This is a genomic window from Allopusillimonas soli (assembly GCF_004153445.1).
Classification (GTDB): domain Bacteria; phylum Pseudomonadota; class Gammaproteobacteria; order Burkholderiales; family Burkholderiaceae_B; genus Allopusillimonas; species Allopusillimonas soli.
Map to the genome: position 1 here is coordinate 72839 of NZ_SDQC01000001.1, position 15350 is coordinate 88188.

Consider the following 15350-nt stretch of genomic DNA (forward strand, 5'->3'; position numbering starts at 1 on the left):
CGCAATTCTTTGAGTTACTCATAGCGTTGCTATACTGGCTCCGTTTTTTGATATGCGGCGGGGGTTCGCTGCGGTCACTTACCAGCATTAAGCTCAACGAGGAGAAACATGAATAAACCCTCCAAAATCGCACTAGCACTCGCCATTGCTGCCGTTACGGCCGCTGGTGCAGTATCCGCACAAACTGTCGACAACTGGCGCAATCCGTTTGGCGACGTTTGGAAAAACGGCACCCGTGAACTGTGCTGGCGCGACAACTTCTGGACGCCCGCCACCGGCATCCCCGGCTGCGATGGCGTACCCGTTGCTCAAGCTCAAGCTCCTGTGGTCGCCCCGACGGCAACGAAGGTCGTCCTGAATGCCGACACCTTCTTCGATTTTGACAAGTCCACCATCAAGCCCGAAGGCCGCCAGATCCTGGATCAGGTTGCTTCCCAGGTTCGCAGCATCAACCTCGAAACCCTGATTGCTACCGGTCACACCGACTCCATCGGCACCGAAAAGTACAACCAGGGCCTGTCCGAGCGTCGTGCCAATTCCGTCAAGCAATACCTGATTGGCCAAGGCGTTCCCGCAGACCGCATCTATGCGGAAGGCAAGGGCGAATTGCAACCTGTCGCCACGAACAAGACCCGCGAAGGCCGTGCGCAAAACCGCCGCGTGGAAATCGAAATCGTGGGTACACGCAAGCAGTAAGCGCAAACGTCTGCTCGACGTTAAACGCTACAATAAGGGCTCCCATCCGGGAGCCCTTGTTTTTTGGGATTTGCCATGAATGCAACAGCCTCCGACGCCAGCCAGGCGGATGTGAATGTCGATCAGGCCGAACTCGAGAAGTTCAGCGCACTGGCCTCGCGCTGGTGGGACCCCGAAAGCGAATTCAAGCCGCTGCACGCCATCAATCCACTGCGCCTGAAATGGATACTGGATCAGACCGGCCCGCTGGCCGGACGTACAGTGCTTGACGTTGGCTGCGGAGGAGGCATCCTGGCCGAGAGCCTGTCAAAGTCAGGCGGCAAGGTCACTGGCATCGATCTGGCAGCCAAGTCGCTGCAGGTGGCCAAGCTGCACGGGCTGGAATCCGGCGTGCCGGTCACCTACGAGGCCATCAGCGCTGAAGGCCTGGCCGCACGCCAGCCAGGCAGCTTCGATATCGTCACGTGCATGGAAATGCTGGAGCACGTGCCCAATCCCGCGTCCATCGTACAGGCATGCGCCACACTTGTCCGGCCTGGAGGGTGGGTGTTCTTCTCAACGCTTAACCGCAACCCGAAATCCTTTCTATTTGCCATCGTGGGCGCCGAGTATCTCCTCAAGATGCTGCCCAAAGGCACCCACAGCTACGAAAACTTTATTCGGCCCAGCGAGCTGGCGGCAGCCGCGCGCCAGGCAGGCCTGACACCCACGAGCCTGGCGGGCCTGGAATACAACCCGCTCACGCAGCACTATCGCATTACCCAGGACACTTCCGTCAATTATCTGGTGGCAACCCGCCTTGAAGACACCCATGAATAAGCTGGTTCTGTTCGATTTTGACGGCACATTGGCCGATACCGCCCCCGACCTTGCCGCCGCGGCCAACAAACAGCGTGACCGGCGCGGATTGCCTCCCCTGCCCTATGAAGCCTTGAGACCGTATGCATCTCATGGGGCTCGCGGCCTGCTCAGGGCGGGTTTGGGCCTGACGCCGGATGACGACGGCTATGAAGCCTGCCGCCAGCAGTTCCTGGACGACTACCGAGCCGACATGACGCGCCACACCACGCTGTTTCCGGGTGTATCCGAGCTGCTTGCCACACTGCGCAGCCATGGCTATGCGTGGGGCATCGTCACCAACAAGGCCGAAAGCCTTGCCCTGCCCTTGGTCGCGCATCTGGGCCTGGAAGACGAATGCGCCGTCACGGTGGGCGGCGACACCACGCCCCACGCCAAGCCACATCCCGAACCCCTGCTACATGCGGCCCGCAAGACGGGACATGCGCCGCAAGACTGTATATATATAGGCGACGATCAGCGCGACATCATTGCCGGCAAGGCCGCCGGCATGGGCACCGTCGTGGCTGCCTACGGCTATTGCGGCACCGAGACAGCAGTCCACAACTGGGATGCCGACGCCATTGCCAATGCGCCCAAGGAGATCTGGCCGCTCATACGCCATTGGAGCCCGCCAGCCTGAGCCCCGGGGCCGACCCAGCTCTCCTTTCAGCATGCTGCCATCTCCCGGCATGCCGACCCTCCTTCCAACACACCGCCCCATCCAGCGGGTGGATACGGCCCTTGTTTTTTTCCCGTCCTGTATATCGGGCCAGATCACGTTAGCGAGTGTTTCAAACAGCCACATCAGTCTCGTTGGGGTGTTACAGTAGCGCGTTTTTCAAAAACAACAAGGAAGAGGTACTAATGGAGTTTCTTAACAATCTGGTCAATAGCATCAATGGCCTAGTCTGGGGTCCTCCCATGCTGGTGCTCATTCTGGGCACAGGCTTTTTCCTGATGGTCATGCTCAGGCTGATGCCGCTGCGGCGCATAGTCACGGGTTTCGCGCTCATCTGGGGCGGGCGCGCCAAAGGCAGCGAGGATACGGGGGAAATCAGCCCCTTCCAGGCGCTTATGACCTGCCTTGCGGCCACCGTCGGCACGGGCAATATCGCCGGCGTGGCAACGGCCATTGCACTCGGCGGCCCCGGGGCTTTGTTCTGGATGTGGTGCACGGCACTGGTCGGTATGGCCACGAAGTACTGCGAAGTGGTCCTGGCCGTTCATTTCCGCGAGAAGGATGACCGCAACGAGCATGTGGGCGGACCCATGTACGCGATCAAGAACGGCCTGGGCAAGCGCTGGGTTTGGCTGGGCGCCGCCTTTGCGATCTTCGGTGGTCTGGCGGGCTTTGGCATAGGCAACATGGTGCAGGTAAACAGCATGGCGCATGCCCTGCAGACGACGTTCTCCGTGCCATTGTGGGTAACCGGCGTCGTGACCATGGTCTTGATCGGCCTGGTCATTCTTGGCGGCATCAAGCGCATTGGCGTCGTGGCCGCCTCCCTGGTTCCATTCATGTGCGTGGCATACGTGCTGGCCGGCCTTGCCGTTCTCGTCATCAATGCCGACCGCATCCCGGACGCGCTGGATCTCATCTTCACGCACGCATTCTCCCCGATAGCAGCCACCGGCGGCTTCGCGGGTGCGGCAGTCATGGCTGCAATTCGCTTTGGCGTGGCACGCGGCATTTTCTCTAACGAAGCTGGCCTTGGCACCGCAGGCATCGCGCAGGCGGCGGGCACAACAACCAACGCCGTACGCTCGGGCTTGATCGGCATGATGGGTACCTTCATCGATACCATCATCATCTGCAGCATCACGGGTCTGTCCATCGTGTGCTCGGGTGTATGGAGCAGCGGTGAAAGCGGCGCGGCGCTTTCCGCGAGCGCGTTCGAAACATCCATGCCCGGCATCGGCGGCGCCATCCTGACCATAGCCCTGGTGATTTTTGCCTTCACCACCATATTGGGCTGGAGCTACTATGGTGAAAAATGCTGGGAGTTCCTGCTCGGTACCCGCACCACTGTGCCTTACCGCATCATCTGGGTGCTCGCTGTGCCGTTTGGCGCCATTACCCAACTGGATTTCGCATGGCTGATGGCCGACACGCTCAATGGACTCATGGCCATACCCAATCTGATATCGTTGCTGCTGCTAAGCCCGCTCGTCGTGAAGCTAACGAACGAGTATTTCCTTACGCATAAAAACTAGTCCAATCACGCGGACTGCGCGTCCCAGGCCAAGATACACCCTGGCCTGGGCCACCGGCAGCACGGTCAGGATGCAGGCAAGCCCTCGGCTTGCCTTTTTTGTTCATGCTGGCGTCCAGCACGGCATGTTGCTCGCGCAGATGGCGCTGGCTGAGATCTCAGGTCCAGGGGAGGGAATAGGTTTTGATGTTGGTGAAGCTCTTCATCGCTTCCTGAACGCCTTCCTTGTAACCCAGCCCCGAATCCTTGATGCCGCCAAATGGCGTAAGCTCAAGCCGGTAACCCGGCACCTCGCGTATATTGACCGTGCCCGTGTGCAGGCCTTCCACAAACCGCGTAATGTAGTCGAGCCGGTTTGTGCAGACGCCTGAAGACAGACCATAGGGTGTGGAGTTGGCAATGCGGATGGCATCCTCCACTGTCCCGAAACGTATCACAGGCGAAACCGGGCCAAACAACTCCTCAGTGACAACATCCAGATCCGGACGCACATGATCCAGCACAGTTGGCGAGTACAGCGCGCCATCACGTTCGTTGCCATGCAAGAGCCTTGCGCCCTGCTTTACCGCACGTGCCACTCTCTCCTCGAAAGTGCGGGCCGCATGCTCATCAATGACGGTTCCCATCTGCACGCTGCGATCTGCGGGGTCGCCATGCCGCCAGGCCCGCGTCTTGTCCACCAACATGTCCACGAAACGATCGGCCACCGAATCCTGCACCAGGATGCGCTTCACCGCGGTGCAGCGCTGCCCTGAATTCTTGTACGATCCCGCCACAGCCAATGAGCTGGCCTCGTCCAGGTCCGCATCCTCCATCACGATAAGCGGCGCATTCCCGCCCAGCTCCAACACCATGCGGCGATAGCCTATCTTGGACGCAATGTATTTCCCTATGGCCACGCCGCCAGTAAAGCTGACCAGGCCAACATGCTCGTTGACGATCAACTCGTCGGCAATCTCACGCGGGTCGCCGGTGATGACCGAAAACATTTCCGGCGGTAGGCCCGCCTCGTAGAGCACGTCCGCCAGGGCCAGCGCGGACAGCGGTACTTTCTCGGACGGCTTGAGCACCATGCGGTTGTTGGTGGCAATGGCCGGCACAATCTTGTGCGCCACCTGATTCATGGGATGGTTGAATGGCGTAATCGCACTGATGACGTCCAGCAGAGGGTCGCGCTGTGTATAAACACGCCGTTTTTTTCCGTGCGGTGTCAGGTCGCATGAGAATATTTCGCCATCGTCCACCAATGCCTGGCTAGCGCCAAACACCAACACGTCGCACACTCGCCCGACCTCATAGAGAGAATCCTGCTTGCACAGGCCGCTCTCGGCGGTAATGAGATCCGAATAGGCCTCCGTGCGCGAGCGTATTATTTCGGCAGCGCGTTTGAGAATCTCGGAGCGCTCGTAACGCGTTAGCGTGGCCTTGTAGGCGCGTGCGATGGCAAACGCGCGACGCACATCCTCCAGAGTAGCCTTGGGTACTGTGCCCACCAGATCGCCGTTGTAGGGGTTGAACACCTCGATAACGCGATCGCGATATATCTTTTCGCCGGCAATGCGCAAGGCCTCTCTGCGCAACCCATCGGCCTGCTCAACAGCAACATTCATGTCCACCCCTTTCATGCTTGAACGTGATTGAATGCGAGATCCAGCACGTCGAAATTGCGCAGGCGCCGACGCGCCGGAATATTCTGCACAGGCCGATTGAACAGCATGGGAACGGTCTGCTCGGATATCCCGCCATGAGAGCGCAAAGGCGCATCCAGACCAGACAGGTCGTGCCGCTCTGGGCTGGTGCCCAGTACGTAGGCCTTCTGCGAAATAACCACGACATCCCCGATGCGATCGGGCGGCAGCTCGAACCAGGCGCAGGCGTCATCGCGGCCAACAGCCAACTCTATTCCATTGACCTTGACCAGTGCCGCGATCGCATCGCGGGCAGCCTCCGGTGAAGGCAGATAGATGGTGGCAAAGGACCCCAGAGCGCCATGGTGCACGACATAAGGGTCTGTGATGGGCAGGATGACGCGCGCCGCGCCTGGCCCCAGGCATTCGTCCATGAGCGTTTGCAGATACACCACATTGGGCTGCCCTGCCTCATCGTGCTTGGCATTCATGCCATGATCGGCGGTCAGCGCGACCACAGCGCCCAACTCGTCGAGACGGCGCAAATAGCCATCCATCATGCTGTAGAACGCATTGGCCTGGGGCGAGCCCGGCGCCGCCTTGTGCTGCACGTAGTCGGTGGTGGACAGGTACATGAGATCGGGCCTGACCGTTTCAAGCAGCCTGACGCCGGCAGCGAAGACGAACTCCGATAACTCGGCGCTGTAAACCGACGGTACAGGCATCCCCACCAGTTCGAGCACATTGTCTATGCCATGTGTCTGCCTGGTTGCTTCGTCGGCTTTCTCGGCGGAAAAACAGATGCCATTCAGATCTTTGCCCAGCAGCCTGCGCAGCTTGTCCTTGGCGGTGACCACGGCAACCTTTGCCCCTGCATCGGCAAATGCCGCAAATACGGTGCCCGCACGCATGTACTTGGGATCATTCATCATGACTTCCGCGTCGGCGTCGCGATCGTAGAAAAAGTTGCCGCAGATGCCGTGCACTGACGGCGGTGCGCCTGTGGCGATGGAGATATTGTTGGGATTGGTGAAGGCAGGCACGATGCACGCGGCCCGCAAGGCCCAGTCTGCCTTCAGCAAGCGTGCGATATAGGGCGCCTGCCCGCTGGCCGCGGCCTCTTCGAGATAATCGTACTCGCAGCCGTCGACGCAGATTGCCACGACGGGCGCGGAACTCTGACGATACTGCCGGCTGTTGGCCTGCACACCCTGGCGGCTGGCCCGGCCTGCGGCGCCGTCCTGTGCGCCCCGCGCACTCGCGCTGTCGCTTGTAGTCATACATTCTCCTTGGGGAATTGCTGGCCCGCGGACGCCATGCGCGTGTCGACAATGCGATGCAGGCGTTCCTGGCTTTCTATGGCATGTTCGTACAACAGGCGGCCCGCCGTGCGCCCGTCACGCTGGCTCAAGGCATCGACAATCTCGGTATGCTCTCGAACCGAAATGGGAAAGCTGTCTTCCGCAAGCGCCAGCGTCTCGCGCCGGAAAAGATGCAGCTCTTTTACGATGCGCCGGTAGGTGCTGAGTAGCGTGCGATTATTGGTGAACGAGGCGAGCAGATCGTGAAACTCGAAATTGAGCGGATAATAGGCATCGACATTGCGCGCCCTGGCCGACTCTTCCATGGAGACAATCAGGCCGCGCAGCTGCTCGAGCTGTTCCTCTGTTATACGCTTTGCGGCAAGGCGGCCTATCATTTCATCCAGGCCCGCGCGCAGTTCATAAATTTCATCCGCCTCCTGCACAGAAATCTGGCGCACCGACACGCCACGGTTTTTCTCTATGCGCACCAGGCCTGCCTGACTGAGCGCACGAAATGCTTCCCGCACCGGGCCGCGGCTGACATTGAGGCGCTCGGCCATTTCTTCCTCGCCGAGCTTTTCATTGGGCGCGAACTCTCCCGCAAGGATAAGGCGTTCGATTTCCTGCTGGACCACAGTAGCCAGTGACTGACTGCGCAGAAGCGTGATGGCGTCGGAAGTATTTCGTGTCATTTTTATATGCCAGCGATTTTGATGATTGACATTAGACCGTAAGCTATGTAAATTGTCAACAAAATCCAATATGCAATAAACAATAAACGAGACACGCCCATTGCCGGCCAAGCCGGCGCAAGGAGATCGATATGCATTTCCCCGTTGGCGAAAAACAGGTCACGTCACCATGACAGCCCACGCATTCCATAATCCGGTGGACATACGATTTGGCGCTGGCGCATTGGGCATGCTGGACGCGCTCGTCGGTTCGCGCAGAACCGTTCTGGTCACATTTCCGGAAGCCGAATCGCTGGGCCTGGTTGCGCGCATTCGCGGGCTGCTGGGAAAACGTCTCCTGGCAGTGGAAGATGGCACCGAGCCCAACCCTGACGTGGTTGGCCTCGGCGCTATGTATCGACGCTTCTGGTCCGATCACACCGCCTGCGAGGTTATCGTCGCGGCTGGCGGCGGAAGCACCCTGGATACCGCCAAGGCACTGATGGTAGGCACGGAAAACGACACCTTCGACACGTTGCTGGATCAGCTGAAATCAGGCGCCTCGTTCACGCCGCCTCGCGTAAAGAAGCTGATCGCCGTACCCACCACGGCGGGCACAGGCAGCGAGGTCACACCGTGGGCCACGATCTGGGACCGCGGCGCCGACATGAAGAAGTACTCGCTGCACTTGCGTGAGACCTGGGCTGAGTCGGCGGTGATCGATCCGGAACTCATGCTCAGCCTGCCGGCCTCGGTTACCTTGCAAAGCGGGCTGGATGCGCTGTCACATGCGCTTGAATCCATCTGGAATATCAACGCCAACCCGATCTCCGACACGCTGGCCGTCTCGGCTGCCCGACAAATGCTCGATACCCTGCCTCGGCTGATGCAGGCCCAGGACGATCTGACCCTACGCTCGGCAGCATCGCAGGCAGCATTGAAGGCCGGCCTGGCCTTCTCCAATACCAAGACCGCCCTTGCGCATTCCATCTCCTACGACATGACGCTGCGTCATGGCCTGCCTCACGGTATCGCCTGTTCCTTTACGCTGCCCATGGTGCTGGAACGCGCAACGGGCCAACGCAGCGACAGGGACGAAGTACTGCAGGCCATCTTTCCCTGCCGGCTCGCCGAGGCGCCCGATCACTTGAGACGCTTTCTGGAACAGCTGCAGGTCAGTACCCGGTTTGACAGCTACGGCGTCGACGACGCCGAGGCCCAGGCCATGATCGCCCACGCGCTCGATGGCGTGCGGGGAAAAAATTTTATCGGCGCGTTGGCGACATGAAGGCGCCGTATCCACCACGCTGCAGGTGTGCCATCGCTCCGGCCTGCCTGGCGATCCACAAAATAATCGGAGCGGCAAGGAGACCCCATGTCTGTTCAATTTCCAACGCAACACGCCTGTAGTCGACGGCCTGGCCTGCGGCGTCTGTTGTCCGTTGCCATGCTGGCAGGCCTTACGGGCCTGGCCAGCGTTGCTCACGCCGAAGATTGTGAAAATCCAAAGGCCTTGAAGTACTCCATCATTCCAACGCAGGACACCGTGCGCGAGCTCGCTCTGTACAAGCCTGTCCTCAAGCTGCTGGAAGAGGAGACCGGCAAGAAGATCGAGTTCTATATGCCCACGTCCTACTCCTCCGTGGTGGAGGCGCTTCTGGGAAAATGGGTGGACATTGCTACGCTCGGGCCTGAATCCTACGTCATTGCCCATGGCAAGGATCCTTCCATCGAGGTCTTCGCGACGTACTACAAAAAAGCCCACGGCGTACAGCCCGCCGGTCCGGGGTATAAATCCACGCTCATCACCAAGAAAGGCTCAAAGTTCGACTCCATAGAATCGCTGAAGGGTTCGGTGCTGCTGCTTGTGGATCCGGCAAGCACGTCGGGAGCCCTGATTCCGAAATCGCTGTTCACCAAGGAAATCAAGGAGCCGTTGGACCAGTATTTTTCGCGCGTCGCATTCTCGGGTGGCCATGATCTGTCTACGATTGCCATCGAAAACGGCAAGGCCGATGCCGCATTCGTCGCAACCCACCGCTTCATGAACACGGTGGACGCGGGCAAGGCGAAAGTCGATGATTTCAATTATCTATGGACTTCGCCGCGCATTCCGCAGGACCCGTTCGTATACCGCTCTCAACTCTGCCCCGACCTCAAGGCAAAGATCAAGAAAGCCTTTCTGGACCTGGACAAGACACCCGAGGGCCGCAAGTATCTGGATAACGTCGACTCGGAGAAATTCGTTTCCATGTCCGACTCGGATTACGACATTATCCGCGAAGCCGGCGTGAAGTAGGCGCTCCGCGCGCCGGGCCACTTTCCGCGCCCGGCACGCCCAACACCCGCAGGAGAAACAAGGTGGAATCTGTACTGGAAGTCCAAGGCCTGTGCGCGGGATACGCAGGCCGCTCTATTCTCAAGAATGTCGACTTCAAAGTCGGGCCCGAAGACTTTGTTGCGATTATCGGGCCCAGTGGTGCTGGCAAGTCTACGCTGATCCGCTGCATCAATCGCCTGGTGGAGCCCTCCGCGGGAACAATCCGCTTCATGGGCCGGGATGTGGTGGGCCTGAGCCAGTCCGAACTGCGCGAAACCCGGCGTCATATCGGCATGATTTTCCAGGAGTTCAACCTGATCGAGCGCATGTCAGTGATCGACAACGTCCTCACCGGCAGGCTGGGCTATACCGGCACCCTACGCAGCCTGTTCAGGGCGTTCAAGCATGAGAACGTGCGGCATGCCCTCACGTTGCTGGAGCGCGTTGGCTTGACCGAGCATGTGGACAAACGGGCCGATCAGCTCAGCGGAGGCCAGCGGCAGCGCGTCGGCATTGCCCGCGCGCTGATTCAGAACCCCAAGCTGATGCTTGTGGACGAGCCCACTTCCAGTCTGGATCCGAAAATTGCGCGTGAAGTCATGCGGCTGATTACCGAGATCTCCCATGAGCTGGGTATTCCCGTGCTGTGCAATATCCACGACGTCCAGCTGGCCACGGAGTTCTGCAGCCGCATCATCGGCCTGCAGGATGGTGTCAAAAAATTCGAAGGCACGCCGGCCTCCTTGGATAAAAGCGCGCTGGACGAAATCTACGCCATGGAGGTGCTATGACAAGCGCAACCATACTGGATGCAAAAACCGCCCATATCGCCTCCTGCAGCCGGCGCAATCGTGCCACCCGATACGGCATCTATCTTGCCATCTTCCTGGTCGTGGCCTGGAGCGTGGACGTATTGATCATCAAGGATACGGACTGGGCGCGGCTGGGCAACGGCACCGTCGGCCGCACCGTCATGCAGTTCCTGAATGTGGACTTCAGCATTGTGCCGGATCTGCTCTGGCCCGCTTGGGAAACGCTACTGATGGCCACCCTCGCAACACTGCTCGGACTTGTCCTGGCCATACCGGTGGCATGGCTGGGCGCCTACAACATCACGCCTCTTGGTCGCTTTTCATACAGCATAGGCAGAGTCTTGATGACGTTGTCGCGTTCCGTGCACGAAATCGTCTGGGCGCTGATATTCGTTTCCGCCGTGGGGCTGGGCGCCATGGCAGGGATACTGGCCATGGCCATCAGATCGATAGGTTTCGTATCCAAGACCGTATCCGAGGCCATAGAGGATATCGACTACGGCCCCGTCGAGGCATTAATGGCGGCGGGCGCCAACCGGTTCCAGATTCTGCTGTATGCGGTTGTTCCCCAGGTGATACCTGTGTTCCTGGGCAATGCCATTTTCGAATGGGATATCAACATCCGCCGATCCACCATCATGGGCCTGGTCGGCGCCGGCGGGCTTGGCTTCTCCTTGTTTCGCCAGATGGCGCAATTCAATTATGGCGGCATTACAACTGTTGTGCTTGCCGTCCTGGTTCTCATCCTCTTCGGCGAAATCGTCTCGCGCTATGCCCGTAAAGCCATTATTTGAATACGCCCCCGAACGCGGGCCAAAAGGAATGGACGTGCAAGAGAATGCGTACAACAAACGTACAGCAGCGCCGACGCAGCCAGATGCAACATGGCGCCGCTTCAAGTACCCGCAAAGCCTCTACAGATACTGTGCGCTGCTGCTCGTCCTGGCTTTCCTTGCCTATGCCATCCAGGCGCTGAATATTGATCTTGCGCGGCTGTCTGGTTTCTTCGGCCGTCTTGGTGAATTGTTCAGCCAGCGATACTATCCGCCTGATCTGGATTACATCATGCGGCCCAAGTATCTGCATTCCGTCATCGAAACGCTGCAGATGTCCTACCTGGCCGCCGTCCTGGGCATCGTGATATCCGTGCCTGTTTCGTGGCTGGCATCCTACAATATGTCGCCCTGGAAGCGCGTGGGCTATCCGTTGGCGCGCCTGTTCATCATGGGGTGCCGGTCCGTTCATGAAATGATCTGGACAATACTGCTAGTGGCCATACTGGGGTATGGTTTTCTGCCCGGCGTGCTCGCATTGACACTGTTCTGCATAGGCTTTACCGGCAAACTGTTTTCAGAGGCCATAGAAAAGATCAAGCGAGGCCCAGTGGAGGCTGTCCGCGCGACTGGCGCCGGTGAGCTGTCTGTATTCGTCTATGCCGTGCTGCCCCAAGTGCGCGTTGCCTGGGCGGGCATTTCCGTCTATACGTGGGACGTCGTCTTCCGCGCCGCCACGGTGGTTGGCTTCTTTGGCGCGGGCGGCATGGGCTGGTATTTGCGCGAAAGCATGCAGTTGACAGCCTTGCACGATGTAGCGGCAATTCTGCTTTCCATTATCATCGTTGTCATCATATCGGAAGTGCTGTCTGCCTGGGTACGCAAGCGCGTGGCAAGGGCCATGGCCTAAGCTTGCCCGCACTCCGATTTGATTTCCCACCATGGCCACGCTAGCGGTATTACTGGCACTTAGCGGCTACATTGCTCTGCTGCTTTGGGGCCTGCACATGGTACAGAGCGGTGTGCAGCGTACTTTCGGCACCACGCTGGCCATCTGCCTAAGCCGAGCGGCGCATGCGCCAATGCGCACCTTCGCAACCGGGCTCGGAATAACCACGGCCGTGCAAAGCAGTACCGCCACGGCACGTATGGTCGGCAGCCTGGTGGAGCGCGGAACCATGGCCCTGTCCGTGGCGCTGGCGGGCATGCTGGGCGCCAACGTCGGCACGTCGCTGGTCGTTCAATGGCTATCCTCCGGTCTGACTGCGCTGGCGCCGGGACTGATTCTGGCGGGTGTATGGCTGTTTCGCCATTACCCACCCAGCCGCCAACGCGACATGGGCCGGGTACTCATCGGCCTGGGCTTGATTCTGCTCGCGCTGCATCAACTGGTGTTCGTATTGGCACCGCTTCAAAACTCGACGCTGGCTAGTACCCTGCTCGCTCTGACGGTGAGCTACCCGATCTCCGCCCTGACGGCAGCAGCGACCATGACGTGGGCATGTCGCTCCAGCGCCGCCGTCGTTATCGTTGTCATGTCTTTAACGGGGCATGGCCTGCTGGATGTCCAGTCCGCATGTGTTCTGGTGTTGGGCGCCAACCTGGGCGCATCCGTAACCCCTGCGGTCGAGGCCCTACGGCATGGCCCTGCAGCGCGCCGCTTGCCGATAGGCAATCTGATGCTGCGCATCCCGGCCTGCGCCGCAGGCTTGGCGTTGCTGTACTGGATCCCCGACCTTGCTGCGCATCTGAGCACCCAGCCTGATCAGGCAGTCGCCAACTTCCATACCTTGTTCAATGTGGTTTCGGCGCTTGTATTCCTGCCCTTGCTGCCTCTTTATGCTCGCCTGTTGCACCGCCTATTCCCAGGCGCACCGGTGGCGCCAACAGCCGGTGCGCCCGTATATATTGGCTCGTCCACGACTACGCCACTGGCAAATGTAATGGGCTCGGCCGCGCGCGAAGCATTGCGCCTCTCCGATATGCTCCAAAACATGCTTTCGACGGCCCGTGCCGGACAGCGCCGGAATCTTAGCCAGATACGCGAGATGGGCGCAGCCATCGACCACTTGGCTGTGGAGCTCACGGCCTTTCTCGCGCGCATGGATACAAGCATTCTTGACGAGGACCAGCGCCTGCGCAGAGACGGCATCCTCACGTACGTAAGCCACATGGCCAGCGCCGCTCGTATTACCGCAGATCATTTGTTCCGATGGGCAACCGCGTTATCCGAGCAGCAGCCAGCTTGTGAGGCGGATACGCAGCACGACTTGTCGGCATTCATGGACCGCTTGATGGACAATCAGCGGCAGGCGGCGCTCTTGCTCATGAATGGCGATCTGGAATCCGCCCGTCGGCTGGCGCGCGAGAAAGAGCGTTTCCGTGCAATGGAGAGCGAAATCGAGTTGCGACAGATAGACTGCATACGCGGCGAATACCTGTCCAGCGACTGCGCGGCCTCACAGGGCCAGCCGCGATCGAATCATTTATACCTGGAGATTGTGCGCTGTATCAAGGCTATCAATGGGCATCTGGTCAGTGCGGCAGCCTACCCCGTTCTGGCACGCCATGACGAGTTGCTGCCGAACCGCTTGCGCAATGCGCGCGGCTAACTGTTTTGTATCCAGGCTGCCCTGTCAAGACATCTGGGCCCGTGTTATATCTTGTATGCCATCGATACACCCACCTCGCGCCTGTCGTGGGCATACAGCCAGCTTACATTGCTTCCGATCTTACTGTGCCGCAACGTCAGGCTGGGCGTAAAGCCCATGATCCTCCAGCGATCCGCAGTAAGCTCAAACGCATAGGCTTGCTCTATGTCGCGGCGCCTCGCTTCAAGCAAGGCATTGTACGCACCGTAACGGCGGTGTCGATACGATGCTTGCAATGTGCCCGTAAAGCCATGCCAGTGCACCGAAGCACCCAGGCGCGCACCGTGCTGGAAATAGCCTTGCGTGTCCTCTTTGGCCAGACTGCGCTCGACATCGACGCCGCCAAAAAGCGTTCTGCCTGCCCCGATATCCCTGATGTAGGAAGCGTATATGGCATGCGTGAAGCCATCAAGATAGCGTGCATAGATGCGCGGGCGGTAGGATGAATGCTTGGTTTCACCCTCCAGCCTGATCAACGAATTCACACCATGCAGATAGCGCCAAGCGGCATGCAGCCCCCATGTTTCATAAAATGCCTTTCCACCAACGGTGTTGTGCGTGTAGCGCGGCGCGACACTGAGCTGACGACTGCCTGCATGGTGGCCATACCCCAACTGCGCCACCAATGTGGTTTCGTCGTACTGGCCATGGCCGAAATAGCCAATACCATAAGCATGCATGCGCAGGTTGATTCCGTGCTGCCCGCCCAAAGGAAAGCGGCGCCGCACGCTTGCTTCCAGATCGGCGCCTCCAGCACCGATGCGACTGGGCAAAGTGCGCTCAACAAGGCATATGCCCGCCTCTCCTTGTAAAAGGCAAGCACGGCTTGCTGAGCTGCGATTGATGTTGTCAGCCCACCGAACACCAAACGTCACGCTTGCTGACCATGCCTGGCGGCGCGCCAGCGTCTCCAGGTACTGGGCAACTGTTTTCCTTACGCCTGCAGTGGTCTCGGACAAATCCAGGCGAGCGTATATGTCGGAAAACATCCGGACAGCTTCGAGGTCCTGGCCGCTTTCGAACAACACGCGGGCCAACTCAAGCCGAGCGGGCAGGAAACCCTGCTGTATAGATAACAGCGTTCGCAACTCGGCCTCTGCCGTACCCAGTTGCCCTTGGCCACGCGCCAGCAATCCCTGTGCATAGTGAAGCAGCAGCGGATCCCGGTCGGGCAGCAAGCGGTATTCGACAAGGAGAGCGCGAACGGCAGACCAATAGCGGGCCTGAACCGCCATATAAAGCGCCTGGCCAAGCGCGGATGCGCTGCGTTCGCCATGATATGCATGGCCACCAGCCCGTCCAGCTGAGAGATCGAGATTGTCGTCGCGTCCTTGAGCCCCGGCGTGCAATGCAGCGACCATACTGAAGGCCCAAAAAAAAGACACGCTGATTCGTTTCATACATCGCAACCCTAGGACAGGCATGTAAGCTGGCCACACCAA

At 59.4% G+C, this 15350-nt stretch carries 14 protein-coding genes; 10 read left to right on the top strand and 4 right to left on the bottom strand.

Annotation, left to right across the window (positions count from 1 at the left end; translation table 11 throughout):
• Nucleotides 1-108: 108 nt before the first annotated feature.
• The 4 genes from ompA to ERD78_RS00345 all read left to right on the top strand — a co-directional run bounded on the left by ompA (nt 109) and on the right by ERD78_RS00345 (nt 3750).
• The gene (ompA, locus tag ERD78_RS00330) at nt 109-696 is read left to right on the top strand and encodes an outer membrane protein OmpA (protein WP_129967192.1); all 588 of its coding nucleotides are present in this window, start codon (nt 109-111) and stop codon (nt 694-696) included.
• Nucleotides 697-771: 75 nt separating this feature from the next.
• Nucleotides 772-1515 (top strand): bifunctional 2-polyprenyl-6-hydroxyphenol methylase/3-demethylubiquinol 3-O-methyltransferase UbiG, encoded by a 744-nt coding sequence (gene ubiG, locus ERD78_RS00335; RefSeq protein ID WP_129967193.1) that lies wholly within the window; start codon nt 772-774, stop codon nt 1513-1515.
• Nucleotides 1508-2176, top strand: a complete 669-nt coding sequence (gph, locus tag ERD78_RS00340) for a phosphoglycolate phosphatase (protein WP_129967194.1) — start codon at nt 1508-1510, stop codon at nt 2174-2176. The genes ubiG and gph overlap by 8 nt, the downstream gene beginning before the upstream one ends.
• A gap of 224 nt (nt 2177-2400) precedes the next feature.
• Nucleotides 2401-3750, top strand: a complete 1350-nt coding sequence (locus ERD78_RS00345; protein WP_129967195.1) for an alanine/glycine:cation symporter family protein — start codon at nt 2401-2403, stop codon at nt 3748-3750.
• A gap of 157 nt (nt 3751-3907) precedes the next feature.
• Here the strand turns inward: ERD78_RS00345 and phnY are convergent, their stop codons facing one another.
• The 3 genes from phnY to ERD78_RS00360 all read right to left on the bottom strand — a co-directional run bounded on the left by phnY (nt 3908) and on the right by ERD78_RS00360 (nt 7373).
• Nucleotides 3908-5359 (bottom strand): phosphonoacetaldehyde dehydrogenase, encoded by a 1452-nt coding sequence (gene phnY / locus ERD78_RS00350; protein ID WP_245152283.1) that lies wholly within the window; start codon nt 5357-5359, stop codon nt 3908-3910.
• 11 nt (nt 5360-5370) lie between these two features.
• Entirely contained in the window at nt 5371-6585 is a 1215-nt protein-coding gene (phnA, locus tag ERD78_RS00355) for a phosphonoacetate hydrolase (protein WP_371734558.1), read from the bottom strand.
• Nucleotides 6586-6653: 68 nt separating this feature from the next.
• On the bottom strand, nt 6654-7373 hold the full coding sequence (locus tag ERD78_RS00360; RefSeq protein WP_129967198.1) for a phosphonate utilization associated transcriptional regulator: 720 nt from the start codon (nt 7371-7373) through the stop codon (nt 6654-6656).
• Between the two features lie 169 nt (nt 7374-7542).
• Here ERD78_RS00360 and psrA point away from each other — a divergent pair, with 169 nt between their 5' ends.
• The 6 genes from psrA to ERD78_RS00390 all read left to right on the top strand — a co-directional run bounded on the left by psrA (nt 7543) and on the right by ERD78_RS00390 (nt 13869).
• Nucleotides 7543-8640 (top strand): iron-containing alcohol dehydrogenase PsrA, encoded by a 1098-nt coding sequence (psrA, locus tag ERD78_RS00365; protein ID WP_129967199.1) that lies wholly within the window; start codon nt 7543-7545, stop codon nt 8638-8640.
• Nucleotides 8641-8727: 87 nt separating this feature from the next.
• Complete coding sequence (locus ERD78_RS00370; protein WP_129967200.1) at nt 8728-9651, top strand: phosphate/phosphite/phosphonate ABC transporter substrate-binding protein; 924 nt, start codon at nt 8728-8730, stop codon at nt 9649-9651.
• Between the two features lie 62 nt (nt 9652-9713).
• Nucleotides 9714-10463: a phosphonate ABC transporter ATP-binding protein gene (gene phnC / locus ERD78_RS00375; RefSeq protein WP_209019925.1), complete on the top strand. Its 750-nt coding sequence runs from the start codon at nt 9714-9716 to the stop codon at nt 10461-10463.
• Nucleotides 10460-11278 (top strand): phosphonate ABC transporter, permease protein PhnE, encoded by an 819-nt coding sequence (phnE, locus tag ERD78_RS00380; protein WP_129967201.1) that lies wholly within the window; start codon nt 10460-10462, stop codon nt 11276-11278. The genes phnC and phnE (ERD78_RS00380) overlap by 4 nt, the downstream gene beginning before the upstream one ends.
• Before the next feature lie 34 nt (nt 11279-11312).
• Nucleotides 11313-12167, top strand: a complete 855-nt coding sequence (gene phnE, locus ERD78_RS00385; RefSeq protein ID WP_209019926.1) for a phosphonate ABC transporter, permease protein PhnE — start codon at nt 11313-11315, stop codon at nt 12165-12167.
• A 31-nt stretch (nt 12168-12198) separates the two neighbouring features.
• A complete protein-coding gene (locus tag ERD78_RS00390; RefSeq protein ID WP_129967203.1) occupies nt 12199-13869 on the top strand; it encodes a Na/Pi cotransporter family protein in 1671 nt (556 codons plus the stop codon).
• A gap of 44 nt (nt 13870-13913) precedes the next feature.
• Here ERD78_RS00390 and ERD78_RS00395 read toward each other — a convergent pair whose 3' ends face one another.
• Nucleotides 13914-15308: a surface lipoprotein assembly modifier gene (locus ERD78_RS00395; protein WP_167668798.1), complete on the bottom strand. Its 1395-nt coding sequence runs from the start codon at nt 15306-15308 to the stop codon at nt 13914-13916.
• Between the last annotated feature and the right edge of the window lie 42 nt (nt 15309-15350).

Coding starts and splice junctions, on each gene's coding strand:
- phnY (WP_245152283.1), bottom strand. CDS start 5,359: ATGAATGTTGCTGTTGAGCAGGCCGATGGGTTGCGCAGAGAGGCCTTG.
- ERD78_RS00345 (WP_129967195.1), top strand. CDS start 2,401: ATGGAGTTTCTTAACAATCTGGTCAATAGCATCAATGGCCTAGTCTGG.
- ERD78_RS00360 (WP_129967198.1), bottom strand. CDS start 7,373: ATGACACGAAATACTTCCGACGCCATCACGCTTCTGCGCAGTCAGTCA.
- ompA (WP_129967192.1), top strand. CDS start 109: ATGAATAAACCCTCCAAAATCGCACTAGCACTCGCCATTGCTGCCGTT.
- ubiG (WP_129967193.1), top strand. CDS start 772: ATGAATGCAACAGCCTCCGACGCCAGCCAGGCGGATGTGAATGTCGAT.
- ERD78_RS00370 (WP_129967200.1), top strand. CDS start 8,728: ATGTCTGTTCAATTTCCAACGCAACACGCCTGTAGTCGACGGCCTGGC.
- gph (WP_129967194.1), top strand. CDS start 1,508: ATGAATAAGCTGGTTCTGTTCGATTTTGACGGCACATTGGCCGATACC.
- ERD78_RS00390 (WP_129967203.1), top strand. CDS start 12,199: ATGGCCACGCTAGCGGTATTACTGGCACTTAGCGGCTACATTGCTCTG.
- psrA (WP_129967199.1), top strand. CDS start 7,543: ATGACAGCCCACGCATTCCATAATCCGGTGGACATACGATTTGGCGCT.
- ERD78_RS00395 (WP_167668798.1), bottom strand. CDS start 15,308: ATGAAACGAATCAGCGTGTCTTTTTTTTGGGCCTTCAGTATGGTCGCT.
- phnE (WP_129967201.1), top strand. CDS start 10,460: ATGACAAGCGCAACCATACTGGATGCAAAAACCGCCCATATCGCCTCC.